Below are 12077 nucleotides of genomic sequence, written 5' to 3'. Positions count from 1 at the left end.
CCGCCCCACCCTCCGCATCCTCCGCATCCCCCGACGCCCCCGACCCCGCCCGAGCCGCCGTCGCCGGAGCCCCCGGCGCCCTCGCCCACCGAGCCCGCTCCCGCGCCGCCCGCGCCTTCGGACGAACCCGAACCCCCGGCGTCCGAGAGCCCCACGCCGGCCGCCCCGGTGCCGGTCACGCCCGCGGCCGAGGAGCCGGAGCCGAGCGAGGCCCCCGATCCGCCGCGGGACCCCGGGCCGCTGCCCGAGGCCCTCGCGGTGGAGGAGGCCGCCGCCCCCGCCGAAGAGGACGAGGACGGCGCTCCCGCTAAGCGGCGCATGATGGCCGCGGTGTTCGCGTTCGGCATGGCCACCTCGGCCGGAGCCGCGTTCTCGGGACGCGGCGCCAGGTAGTCGCGCCACGACGGCGGCCGCAGGGCCCGGCTCAGCGCCGGGCTCGCGGCCGCCGCGGCGTCCTCGGGCGCGCCGGCGTCCAGGAACCTGCCGACGCCGTTGGCCCCGATCGACCCCGGACCGATGTCCACGGCCCGCCTCAGGGCCGCCTCGGTGTACCGGTCGGTGCCGTCGAGGTGCCACTTGTGGATGGCCGCGACCCAGTTCTTCAGGTCGGTCACGTAGCCCGCCAGGGCCCGCTGCGCGTCCTGGTCGAGGTCGAACTCCTCGGCCAGGCCCGGCAGCTCGGTCGTCTCGACGAACGTGAACTGCTCGATGCGGGCGTTCGCCAGGTCCGCGGCGATCCGCACCGCCTCGTCCCGTCCGCAGCCGAGGTACTCCTCGATGACGACGACCCCGTTGACCAGCTGCCCCTCGTACTCGATCTCCTTGTGGTACGAGCACACGTCGTTGAGCAGGCACACGTTGTCCATCGCCGCGGCCTCCATCGCCAGCAGCGGCCGGGACTTCCACACCGCGTCGGGCACCTGCCTCCCCGCCCGCAGGCGCGCGAGCGACATCGTCAGGTCCGAACCGAACGAGTCGCGGCGCATCTCCACGTAGTCCACCGGGTCCGGCACCCGGTTCTGCCCCTCGGTGTGCAGCTCCCACAGCCAGCCCTCGAGCATGGTCTCCACGGCCTGCCTGAACTCGCCGCGGGCCCGCTCGTCGAAGCCGGCGGCCGTGCGCCGCCACAGGTCCGTCAGCCCCCGCTCCAGCGGGTTGGCCGGGACCTGGACGGTTTCGAGGTCCAGCGGCATGCACGCCAGGAGCCGGTGGTGCTGCGCGACCGCGGCGCTGAGGTCCCGCCCGCGGCCGAACGCCACCGGGTAGTAGTCGTCGCCGTAGGTGCCCCAGGCGAGCCAGTCGGCCGAGGCGTTCAGCTCCTCCTGCGTCCCGTCGGGGTCGATGCCCGCCGAGCAGATCGCGAAGTCGAAGCCGACGAACTGGCGGCGGTTCCACAGCCCCGAGCCCTGGAGCGCCGGGTCGGGCGCCAGGAAGCCCATCCGATCGGCCCACTCGACCGCGTGGCGCCGGGCCTCGTCCAGACCCGGGTTGAGCTGTAGCGCGAACGGCAGCGGGAACTCCGGCAGCGCCGTCGGCCCGACCTGCTTGAACGGGGTCCTGACGTGCTGCTTGAGGCCGGACGCGGCGATGCGCGCCCCCGAGGTCCCGACCCCGTTGGGCCCGCGCAGGACCCGCTCGGCCGCGTCGTTCATGTAGCGGCTCGAGCGCATGTGCCACTCGTGGCCGCCGGCCTGCCAGTCCTGAAGCCCCTTGGCGTACAAGGCGATCGCCAGCTGCTCGGGCGGCGTGACGCCCTCGGCCGCGCACAGCAGCGGGATCTCGGTGAGCGCGGTGTTCTCGAACTGGTGCAGCCGCGAGGTCAGGATGTCGTTGACCAGCTCGGCCGCGGGCTGGGTCGCCATGCCGAGGAACCGCTCGAAGACGAGGACGGCGTTGGCGTTCTCGCCCTCGCTGCGGACCTCCCGCTCGTACGAGAACAGGTCGTTGCGCAGGTGCACCCCGTCGGAGAACGTGTCGCGCAGGACCTCCAGGGGCCGGGACGCGCTGACCTTGTCGGGCACCTCGGCGCCGACGGCGTACTCCACCAGGCCGGCCGACCACGGCGCGCCGCCGACCTTGCGGCGCATCTCGATGTACTCGATCGGGTTGGCGACCCGGTCGGACTTGATGTTCGCCAGCTCCCACAGCGACTCGAACAGCAGGTTGACGGTGCTGACGAGGAACCGCTCGCGCCAGCCCATCGACATCGACGGCGCGGTGCGCCGCCACAGGTCCGCCAGGCCCAGCTCGACCGGGTTCTCCGGCTCGGGCGTCTCGCCGAGGTCCAAAGGCATGAACAGCGGGATGCGGTCGAGGTACGCCTTGGCCCCGGCGGTGTCGCGGGTGCGCTTGAACGCGTCGAGGAAGTGGTCGTCGAAGAAGAACACCCACACGTACCAGTCGGTGATGAGGTCGAGCGCGGGCGCGTCGCAGTCGGGGTGCGTGTAGGCGCACAGGAGGCCGTAGTCGTGGCGGTCGAGCTCGGCCTCGTCCCAGACCACGCCGCCGCCCTCGGACGGGGCGTCGAGCATCCCCATCTCCTTCGCCCACACGCGCGCGTGCACGCGGGCGCCCTCGACGTGCTGATTCAGGCGGGCCGGATACGGCAGATAGAACACGGGCAACACGAACGGGTGATTTTCTGACATAGCGCTCCCTACTGGCGAAACCGGTGGATTGCGGTGCGGTTCACTGTAAGGCCTTCTCTCCCGACCCGCTACCCCCAGTCGGGCCCCGAGCACGAGCTGTCCGGCGCCGACTCCGGAAGCGTGCGGACTACTTAGCACACGCGAAACATTCGCCGCTCGATCGCGAAACAGCCCCGGGCGAATCTAGAGCGCAATCCGGACCGACAGCGCCGTCTCCCGGACAGCGCGGCCGCGGCACCTCCGCCGCCGCGCCGCCCCAGCAGCCAGTCCAGCACCGGGAGGTCCAGAGCGTGAAGGTCGCGATCGTCGGTTACGGCATGGCCGGGGCCCGCATCGCCCGCGAACTCGGGCGCCGCGGCGTCGAGGTCACCGTGTTCGGGGCGGAGCCCACCGCCGCCTACAACCGGATCCTGCTCTCAGGGCTCATCGCCGGAAAGCAGCGCGAGGCCGAGATCGCCCTGCCCGTCCCGCCCGACAACGTCACCCTCCGCCTCGGCGAAGCGGTCGAGGCGGTCGACCTGGACGCGAAGACCGTCAACGGCGTCCCCTTCGACAAGCTGGTGCTCGCCACCGGCGCCGAGGCCTTCGTCCCGCCGATCCCCGGCCTCGACCCGCTCCCCACCGGCGCCTACGTGCTCCGCACGATCGAGGACGCGCGGGCGATCCTCGACGAGGCCGCCAACCGCGCCGGCGCGATCGTGCTCGGCGGCGGCCTGCTGGGCCTGGAGGCCGCCCGCGGCCTGGCCGGGCGCGGCATGGACGTCACCGTGGTCCACGCCGCCACCCACCTCATGGAACGCCAGCTCGACCCCGTGGGCGCCAAGGTCCTCGCCGAGTCCTACGGCGAGGTCGGCGTCGGCTCCGTGACCGACGCCCAGACCGTGGAGGTCGTCCACGGCGACGACGGCCTGACGCTGGTGCTAGCCGACGGCGGCACCGTCACCGGCCAGCTCCTGGTCGTCTCGTGCGGCGTCAAGCCGAACACCGCGCTGGCGGCGTCGATGGGCATCGCCTGTGGCCGCGCGGTCGTCATCGACGACCAGTGCCGCACTTCTCACCCGGACGTGTTCGCGGTGGGCGACTGCGCCGAGCACCGCGGCATCCCCTACGGGCTGGTCGGCCCGGCCTGGGAGCAGGCGGACGTCGTGGTCGACCTCCTCTCCGGCGTGAACCCGGACGCGGCCTACGAGGGCTCGCGCCTGGTCACCCGCCTCAAGGCCGCGGGGATCGACCTGGCCGCGATGGGGGAGGTCGACGGCGACGAGGTCGTCTCCTTCGCCGACCCCACGCGGGGCACCTACGCCCGCCTGGTGATCGACGCCGACGGCCGCCTCGCGGGGGCGGTCATGCTCGGCGACAACCCCATGGTCGGCCAGGTGGTCCAGCTGTTCGACACCGGCGACCCGGTGCCGCACGACCGCCGCACCCTCCTGATGGGCCGCCCCGGCGAGTCCGTCTCGGTGGCCCCCGAAACCCCCGCTTCCATGCCCGACGAGGTCGTGGTCTGCCGGTGCAACAACGTCACCAAGGGGACGCTCAGCCGCGCGTTCCTCGACGGGGCGCGCACCCCCGAGGCCTTGACGGAGGCCACGCAGGCCTCGACCGGCTGCGGCACGTGCGCCGAGGACGTCGCCGGGATCTGCAAGTGGCTCAACGGCACCGTCGCCGGTCTGGGCCAGGCCGCGGCGGTCATCGACGCTGCGCGAATGAACGAGGTGTCTGCATCATGAGCAAGTTGGTAGTCATCGGCGACGGCATGGTCGGCCGCCGGTTCCTGGAGGCGGTCACCCAGCGCGACCCGTCCTGGGACGTCACGGTCCTCGCCGAGGAGCCCCGCCCGGCCTACGACCGGGTGCGCCTGTCGGCGTTCTTCGACGGGGTCAGCGCGGAGGAGCTCTCGCTCGCCTCGGACCTGCCCGGCGTCGACGTGCGCCTGGGCGAGCCCGCGGTCGCGGTGGACCGCGAGGCGCGCACGGTGCGCTCGAGCGCGGGCGACTACGCCTACGACAAGCTCGTGTTCGCGACCGGCTCGTACGCGTTCGTGCCGCCGATGGAGGGCGCCGACCTCGAGGGCGTGTTCGTCTACCGCACCGTCGAGGACCTGGAGTCGATCAAGGCCCACGCCTCCGGGCGGCGCCACGGCGTCGTCATCGGCGGCGGCCTGCTCGGCCTCGAGGCGGCGAACGCCCTGAAGCTGCTGGGCCTGGAGACGCAGATCGTGGAGTTCGCGCCGTGGCTCATGGCTCGCCAGCTCGACGAGGCCGGCGGCGGCATCCTCAAGCAGCACATCGAGAAGCTCGGCATCGGCGTCGACTGCTCGACCGGCGGCACCAGGATCTCCGCGGTCGACGGCCGGCTGCTCATGGACACCAACCGCGAGGGCGTCTCCTACGAGACGGACCTGATCGTCTTCGCGGCGGGCGTGCGCCCCCGCGACCAGCTGGCGCGCGAGTGCGGCATCGCCGTCGGCGAGCGCGGCGGCATCACCACCGACCTGGCCTGCCAGACCTCGGACCCGGACGTGTACGCGATCGGCGAGGTCGCCGCCATGGAGGGCGTCTGCTACGGGCTCGTGGCCCCCGGCTACGCGATGGCCGAGGTCGTCGCCGACCGCCTCGCGGGCGGCGAGGCGACCTTCCCGGGCGCGGACATGTCGACCAAGCTCAAGCTCCTGGGCGTGGACGTGGCCCAGTTCGGGGCGTTCGACGGCCCGCTCGCGACGACCTATCTGGACCCGGTGCACGGCTCGTACGCGAAGCTCGTGCTCTCCGACGACGCCACGACCCTGCTGGGCGGGATGCTCGTCGGCGACGCGGAGGCGTACCCGCTGCTGCGCGCCTCGGTCGGCGGGAAGGTCCCGGCGAAGCTCGCCGACCTCCTCGGCGGCGGCGAGGTCGAAGGGACCCTTCCCGACGCGGCCCAGGTGTGCTCGTGCAACGCCGTCACCAAGGGCGACATCATGGGCGCCATCCACGACGAGGGCTGCGTCGACGTCCCGTCGCTGAAGGCCTGCACGAAGGCCGGCACCTCCTGCGGCTCGTGCGTCCCGATGCTCAAGCAGCTCTTGGCCGAAGGCGGCGTCGAGGTCTCCAAGTCGGTGTGCGAGCACTTCACCCAGTCCCGGGCGGAGCTGTTCGACATCGTCAAGGTCACGGGCATCACCACCTTCTCGGAGCTGATCGCCCGCCACGGCACCGGTTCGGGCTGCGACCTGTGCAAGCCCGCGGTCGCCTCGATCCTCGCGAGCCTGTCCAACGGGCACATCCTCGAGGGCGAGCAGGCCGCGCTCCAGGACACCAACGACCACTTCCTGGCGAACATGCAGCGCAACGGCACCTACTCGGTGGTCCCGCGCATCCCCGGCGGCGAGATCACGCCCGACAAGCTCATCGTGATCGGCCAGGTCGCCAAGGAGTTCGACCTCTACACCAAGATCACCGGCGGCCAGCGCATCGACATGTTCGGCGCCCGCGTGGAGGACCTGCCGAAGATCTGGCGCAAGCTGGTGGACGCGGGGTTCGAGTCGGGGCACGCCTACGGCAAGGCCCTGCGCACCGTGAAGTCCTGCGTGGGCACCGACTGGTGCCGCTACGGCGTCCAGGACTCGGTGAAGATGGCGATCGACCTCGAACTGCGCTACCGGGGCCTGCGCAGCCCCCACAAGCTCAAGTCGGCGGTCTCGGGGTGCGCGAGGGAGTGCGCCGAGGCCCGCGGCAAGGACTTCGGGGTCATCGCGACCGAGCACGGCTGGAATCTGTACGTGGGCGGCAACGGCGGTTTCACGCCCCGCCACGCCGACCTGCTCATGTCCGATGTGGACTCTGAGACGCTGGTGCGGACCATCGACCGGTTCCTGATGTTCTACATCTCGACCGCCGACCGGCTCCAGCGCACCTCGAAGTGGGTCGAGGCCCTCGAAGGCGGCATCGACTACCTGCGCGAGGTCATCGTGGACGACAAGCTCGGCATCTGCGGCGAGCTCGACGCCCTCATGGCCAAGCACGTCGAGAACTACGCCGACGAGTGGAAGGGCGTCATCGACGACCCCGAGAAGCTCCAGCGGTTCGTGTCCTTCGTCAACGCCCCCGAGGCGCCCGACCCCTCGATCGAGTTCGAGACCGTCCGGGGCCAGAAGTTCCCGGCCGGCACGACCGCACGCTCGCACACCCAACCGGTGCTGCTCGGCACTCCGGAAAGGAAGTAAGCCATGCAAACGATCTGCGAGTTCGACCGCCTGATCCCCGGCCGCGGGGTCGCCGCCCTCTTGGGCGACGGCACCCAGGTCGCGGTGTTCCGGCTGTTCGACGACAGCCTCTTCGCGGTCGCCAACCGCGACCCGTTCATGCACGCGAACGTCATCAGCCGCGGGCTCGTCGGCGATCGCGGCGGCGAACCGGTCGTGGTGAGCCCGCTGCTCAAGCAGGCGTTCTCGCTCAAGACCGGGGTGTGCCTCGACGACGAGTCGGTGGCGCTGGAGGTCTTCGCGGTGGAGGTGCTCGGCGGCGAGGTCCGCGTCGGCGTCCGCGCGGAAGCGGAAGCGAGCGCCTGATGGTCGGCACCGGTGCCCCGATCCGCGAGTCCGAAGCCCGGGCGGCGCTCGCGCCGCTGACCGGCTACACGGTCGCCGTCACCGCTCAGCGGCGCGCCGACGAGCTGTCGACGCTGCTGGAGCGCCGGGGTGCCCGCACCGTCGTCGCCCCGACCCTGCGCATCGTCCCGCTGCCGGACGACGAGGCGCTGCGGGCGGCCACAGTGGAGCTCATCAGGGAGGCGCCCGACCTGGTCGTGGCGACCACGGGCATCGGCTTCCGCGGCTGGCTCGAGGCCGCCGAGGGCTGGGGCATGGGCGACGACCTGCTGCGCGTGTGCGGCGAGGCCCGCATCCTGTGCCGGGGGCCCAAGGCCCTCGGGGCGGTGCGCGCGGCCGGCCTCACCGAGGAGTGGACCGCGCCGAGCGAGACCGGCGACGAGGTCGTGGAGTATCTGCGCGAGAAGGGCGTCGCCGGGCAGAAGGTCGCGATCCAGCTGCACGGCGACCCGGCCGAGGACTTCATCCGCACCGTCCGCGAAGGCGGCGGCGTGGCCGTCCCGGTCCCGGTCTACCGCTGGACGCTGCCCACCGACATCACGCCGGTGCAGCGGCTCGTGGACGCCATCTGCGCCAGGCGCATCGACGCGGTCACCTTCACGTCGGCGCCCGCCGCGAACGCGCTCCTGCGCATCGCCGGCGACCAGGCCGCCGACCTGCTGGAGGCCTTCCGCGCCTCGGCGGAGGACAACGGCGTCCTCCCCGTCGCGGTCGGCCCCGTCACCGCGGCCCCCTTGACGCGCTTGGGAGTCGAGACGGTGCAGCCGCAGCGGGCCCGCCTCGGCTCGCTGGTGCGCACGGTCGCCTCGGCACTGCCGAAGCGCTCCAGGAAGATGCAGTTGGCGACGGGCCACCGGATCGAACTGCGCGGGCACATGGTGCTGCTCGACGACCAGCCGTTCCAGCTGCCCCCCGCGCCCATGGCGGTCATACGCGCCCTCGCCAGCGCCAACGGGAAGGTCCTGTCCCGCGCCGAACTCCTGGGCCACCTGCCCCGGGGCGCGGACGGGCACGCAGTGGAGATGGCCGTGACGCGGCTGCGGGACGCGGTGCACCTGCGGACCTGCGTCGAGACGGTCATCAAGCGCGGCTACCGGCTCAACCTCGAAGTCTGAGAACGCCGCCCCGCCGGCTCGCCGCGGCGGGGCGGCGTCCGGCCATTGAGGATGAGTGGCGGGAGTCGCGCGGACTCCGTACGATGAGGGAGCCCGAGAACCCACCGCCCGACGCACATATCCGAATCGGAGGCCGTCATGGCATACCCGCCGGCGCCGCAGTATCCGCAACAGCCGCCACCGCCGTCCGGACCGAGGGTCAAGCCCACCTCGGTCACCGCCGTCGTCTGGACCCAGTTCATCACCGCGGCACTGCTCGTCATCACCGGCATCGGCATGTTCGCCGTGCAGTCGGCCGTCAAGGACGTCGCCGTCGACGAGATCATGTCGGACCCCAGCCTCGATTCCGCGGGGATCACCGCCGACGACATCGGCGCGCTCATCACCGTCATGTTCGCGGCCGTCGCCGGCGTCTACATCCTCTTCGCGATCTTCTACGTCATCCTCGGCATCCTCAACAACAAGGGCAGCCGGGCCTCGCGCATCCTCAGCTGGATCCTCTCGGGCATCGCCCTGCTGTGCTGCGGCGTCTTCGGCATCATCGGCCAGGTCGGCCAGGCCACCTACACGGTCAACGGCACCGAGTACCAGGACGAGATGACGCAGGCGGTCGAGGACGCGACCCCCGCCTGGGTCAACGTCCTCGACTGGGTCACCCTGCTGGCGTTCGTCGTCGGCTCGCTGCTCATCATCATCCTGCTGGCCGTCCCGGCCTCCAACGAGTTCTTCCGCAAGGACGAGCCGCCGACGGGCCCCTACCCCGGCCAGCCTCCCTACGGCGGGCAGCCCCCGTACGGCCAGCAGCCCCCGCCCCCGGGCCAGCCGCCCTACGGCCAGCAGCCGCCGCCCCCGCCGCAGCAGTAGCGCACGAGACGAACGACGGCCCCGCCGGAAGGCGGGGCCGTCGTCGCGTCCTATCCCGCGGGCGCGTCCGCCCCCGGCACCTTGAACCGGCGCTCGCGGTCGTACCACGCCAGGTCGGGATCGGGCTCGGTCCCGTGCCAGGCCGCCAGCAGCTCGCCCTCCCGCACCCGGCTCATGCCCGCGCGCAGGCTCGGCGACGCCGCGTTCGCCCGCCACCACCGCTTCACCGTCTCCTGCAGCGAAGACAGGCGCAGCCCCGCCGCGACGGCCGGACCCGCGGGCCGGCTCGCGTGCCCGTCGTACTCGGGCGAAGGCGCCCAGAAGCCGATCGACTCATGGCCCGCCCAAGGGGTCACCTCTTGTTCGAGCAGGAACTCCTGCGACACCCACGTCAGCTGCGGGCGCTCGGTGATGTGCCCCTCCTCCAGGAGCGCGTCGGCGATCCCGTCGAAGAACTCGCCCGTCCCGATGTGGTCGCCGATCGCGTCGAACGTCCCGGTGAGCTTCGCGTCCGCGGCGTCGAGCAGCCAGTTCACGTAATCCACCACGTCGATCCACTGCACCGGCCGGTCCTTCGCGCCCGGCGCCAGGATCTCGCCGCCCTCGCTGAAGCGCAGCGGCCAGAAGCCGAGCCGGTCGACCGGGTCCCCGGGGCCCACGATGAGACCGGGCCGGGTGACGAGCGCCCGGTCGCCCAGGCGCTCGCGCACCAGGTTCTCGCAGGCGACCTTGCTCGCGCCGTAGACCTCCACGGACGGGTCCGTCGAGTCGGGCGCCGTCGGCTCGTGCACCTCGTCCGCGCCCGCACCGTCCTTGTCGTAGGCCGAGATCGAGGAGATGAACGACCAGTGCCCCGCATGGTCGGCGAGGACGTCCAGGACCGGGCCGACGTACGCGGGCAGGCGCGCGACGTCGAAGACCGCGTCGAACTCCCTGCCCCGCAGCGCCTCCACCCCCTCGGGCGAACTGCGGTCGATCTTCACGAACTCGACGCCCTCGGGCGGCTCGCCGCTGGTGCCGCGCGCCGCAGCGGTGACCTGGTGGCCGCGCTCGACCGCCATGCGCGCGATGGTCCGGGAAAGGTAGACGGTCCCGCCGAGGACGAGGACCCGCTTCGGTTGTGTGCTCATCCCCTCAGCATGAACACCGACCGGGCGGCTGGCAAGCGCCGTTCGCCCACAGCAGCGCGGCCCGCGCGTCGCACCCGCGGATTATGGTGGGAGGCAGGCAGAGGGGAACCGTGGAGGACGCCATGACCGACGAGCTGTTCGGCGACGAGGGCGGATTCGGCGACGACTTCTTCGCGTCCCTCGCGGCCTCCCCGGACGACCCCGCCGACGACGGCCCCGCACCCGAAGACGACCTCTTCGCCGACGACGACGCGTTCCTCTACGAAACCGAGGAAGACGGCAGCTTCGAGACCGAAGCGGCCGACTTCGACGCCGACGACGAGCCCTTCGCACTCGAACCCGACTTCGACCCCGACCACGACTTCGACCACGAGGACGAGCACGAGTTCGGCCCCGACACCGGCCCCGGCTTCGGCACGGGCCTGTGAGGCCGTTGATGCCCCCGGGCACCGCTCGTTAGGCTTCCGGGGTGAGCGACACCTCCGAGGACCCGTCCCGCCCGGTCTACGCCCGGCTGCCGAGCGACGAAGCCGAGGCGGTGGCGATGCAGACCGAACTGGCCGGATGCGTGGTCGTCGCCGACGACGACCGCCCCGTCGACACGATCGCGGGCCTCGACATCGCCTACGACAAGCACAGCGACGCCGCCGTCGCCACCGCGGTGGTCCTGCGCCGCGAGGACCGCGCCGTCCTCGACAGCGCGGTCGTGCGCGGCGTCTCCGACTTCCCGTACATCCCCGGACTGCTCGCCTTCCGCGAACTCCCGCTGCTGCTCCGAGCGATCGAGGCGCTGGCGGTCACCCCGGACCTGTACGTGTGCGACGGGTACGGGCTCACCCATCCGCGCCGGTTCGGCCTCGCGTGCCATCTCGGGGTGGTCCTGGACGCGCCCGCGATCGGCGTCGCGAAGAACCCGCCGCACCTGCCGGTGACCGCGCCGGGGCCGCGGCGCGGCGAGTGGACCGCGATCAGCGCGGGGGAGGAGACGGTGGGCTGCGCGCTGCGCACCCAGGACGGCGTGAAGCCCGTCTACGTCTCCGTCGGGCACCGCTGCACGCTCGACACCGCCCGGGAGCTCATCCTCGAACTCGCCCCGGACTACCGGATCCCCGAACCGATCCGGGCCGCGGACCAGTTGGGCCGCAGGCGACTCGCCGAAGCGTGAGCCGCGGCGGCCCGCGCGCGGGTAGGGTCCGCCCCACCCCCGGCGGAGGTGTCCGCAGGATGGTGCCGTCCCCCCTAGGTCAATAGCGTTGGGGCCATGGAGAAACCGGAAACCATCAAGCACGCCGCCCTGCTGTGGGTCGTCGCGATCCTGGCCGGCGTGATCGAGACCGTGCTGGCCGTCAGCGCGGTCGCCAAGGAGTCGGGGATCGACGGCGACGTCTGGATGAACGTCGGCATGCGCTCGGCGATCTACATCGGAGCGTTCGTGCTCGTGGCGTTCTTCGCGTCGGGCCGGCGCTGGGCCCGCTGGAGCCTCGCCCTGCTGCTGTCGGTGATCGGCCTGGTCTCGCTGGTCATCGAACCGATCAGGTTCCTAGCCGAGGGCGAGTCGTTCATCGCCGCGTTCGGCGGCGACAGCGAGTTCGCGATCGCGTTCTTCGTGACCCGGATGACGCACATCGCGGCCGTGCTGCTCGCGACGGTCCTGATGTTCGCCCCGAGCGCGAACCGCTACTTCGGCAAGCGGGCCGAGCCCATCGCCGCCTGAAGCGAGACGAGAAGCGCC

General features: G+C 72.1%; 9 protein-coding genes and 1 pseudogene. 8 read left to right on the top strand and 2 right to left on the bottom strand.

Annotation, left to right across the window (positions count from 1 at the left end):
- Positions 1 to 701: 701 nt before the first annotated feature.
- Positions 702 to 2648: pseudogene (locus BLQ63_RS28670) on the bottom strand (terpene synthase family protein); the annotation flags it as partial.
- Between the two features lie 290 nt (positions 2649 to 2938).
- Here BLQ63_RS28670 and BLQ63_RS26545 point away from each other — a divergent pair.
- The 5 genes from BLQ63_RS26545 to BLQ63_RS26525 all read left to right on the top strand — a co-directional run bounded on the left by BLQ63_RS26545 (position 2939) and on the right by BLQ63_RS26525 (position 9215).
- Positions 2939 to 4378, top strand: coding sequence for an FAD-dependent oxidoreductase (locus BLQ63_RS26545; RefSeq protein ID WP_218125527.1), 1440 nt, complete (start codon positions 2939 to 2941; stop codon positions 4376 to 4378).
- Positions 4375 to 6852, top strand: coding sequence for a nitrite reductase large subunit NirB (nirB, locus tag BLQ63_RS26540; protein WP_091040557.1), 2478 nt, complete (start codon positions 4375 to 4377; stop codon positions 6850 to 6852). Before BLQ63_RS26545 ends, nirB begins: the two co-directional genes overlap by 4 nt.
- Positions 6853 to 6855: 3 nt before the next feature.
- Positions 6856 to 7197 carry a nitrite reductase small subunit NirD gene (nirD, locus tag BLQ63_RS26535; RefSeq protein ID WP_091040556.1) on the top strand — a complete coding sequence of 114 codons (342 nt, stop codon included), beginning with the start codon at positions 6856 to 6858 and terminating at the stop codon, positions 7195 to 7197.
- Entirely contained in the window at positions 7197 to 8351 is a 1155-nt protein-coding gene (locus tag BLQ63_RS26530; protein WP_091040555.1) for a uroporphyrinogen-III synthase, read from the top strand. The genes nirD and BLQ63_RS26530 overlap by 1 nt, the downstream gene beginning before the upstream one ends.
- A gap of 138 nt (positions 8352 to 8489) precedes the next feature.
- On the top strand, positions 8490 to 9215 hold the full coding sequence (locus BLQ63_RS26525; RefSeq protein ID WP_091040554.1) for a hypothetical protein: 726 nt from the start codon (positions 8490 to 8492) through the stop codon (positions 9213 to 9215).
- A 50-nt stretch (positions 9216 to 9265) separates the two neighbouring features.
- Here the strand turns inward: BLQ63_RS26525 and BLQ63_RS26520 are convergent, their stop codons facing one another.
- Positions 9266 to 10345, bottom strand: a complete 1080-nt coding sequence (locus tag BLQ63_RS26520; RefSeq protein ID WP_143015111.1) for an NAD-dependent epimerase/dehydratase family protein — start codon at positions 10343 to 10345, stop codon at positions 9266 to 9268.
- Between the two features lie 122 nt (positions 10346 to 10467).
- Between BLQ63_RS26520 and BLQ63_RS26515 the strand changes: the two genes are divergently transcribed.
- From BLQ63_RS26515 to BLQ63_RS26505, 3 genes are all read left to right on the top strand, one after another.
- Positions 10468 to 10773, top strand: a complete 306-nt coding sequence (locus BLQ63_RS26515) for a hypothetical protein (protein ID WP_091040553.1) — start codon at positions 10468 to 10470, stop codon at positions 10771 to 10773.
- Between the two features lie 116 nt (positions 10774 to 10889).
- Positions 10890 to 11510 carry an endonuclease V gene (locus BLQ63_RS26510; protein ID WP_091040562.1) on the top strand — a complete coding sequence of 207 codons (621 nt, stop codon included), beginning with the start codon at positions 10890 to 10892 and terminating at the stop codon, positions 11508 to 11510.
- 96 nt (positions 11511 to 11606) lie between these two features.
- Entirely contained in the window at positions 11607 to 12059 is a 453-nt protein-coding gene (locus BLQ63_RS26505) for a hypothetical protein (protein ID WP_091040552.1), read from the top strand.
- Positions 12060 to 12077 lie beyond the last annotated feature (18 nt).

The sequence above is a fragment of the Glycomyces harbinensis genome, from assembly GCF_900101745.1.
In the GTDB taxonomy this organism is placed as follows: domain Bacteria; phylum Actinomycetota; class Actinomycetes; order Mycobacteriales; family Micromonosporaceae; genus Glycomyces; species Glycomyces harbinensis.
This window is presented reverse-complemented; position numbering and strand designations above follow the sequence as displayed.

Coding starts and splice junctions, on each gene's coding strand:
- nirB (WP_091040557.1), top strand. CDS start 4,375: ATGAGCAAGTTGGTAGTCATCGGCGACGGCATGGTCGGCCGCCGGTTC.
- nirD (WP_091040556.1), top strand. CDS start 6,856: ATGCAAACGATCTGCGAGTTCGACCGCCTGATCCCCGGCCGCGGGGTC.
- BLQ63_RS26530 (WP_091040555.1), top strand. CDS start 7,197: ATGGTCGGCACCGGTGCCCCGATCCGCGAGTCCGAAGCCCGGGCGGCG.
- BLQ63_RS26525 (WP_091040554.1), top strand. CDS start 8,490: ATGGCATACCCGCCGGCGCCGCAGTATCCGCAACAGCCGCCACCGCCG.
- BLQ63_RS26520 (WP_143015111.1), bottom strand. CDS start 10,345: ATGAGCACACAACCGAAGCGGGTCCTCGTCCTCGGCGGGACCGTCTAC.
- BLQ63_RS26515 (WP_091040553.1), top strand. CDS start 10,468: ATGACCGACGAGCTGTTCGGCGACGAGGGCGGATTCGGCGACGACTTC.
- BLQ63_RS26510 (WP_091040562.1), top strand. CDS start 10,890: ATGCAGACCGAACTGGCCGGATGCGTGGTCGTCGCCGACGACGACCGC.
- BLQ63_RS26505 (WP_091040552.1), top strand. CDS start 11,607: ATGGAGAAACCGGAAACCATCAAGCACGCCGCCCTGCTGTGGGTCGTC.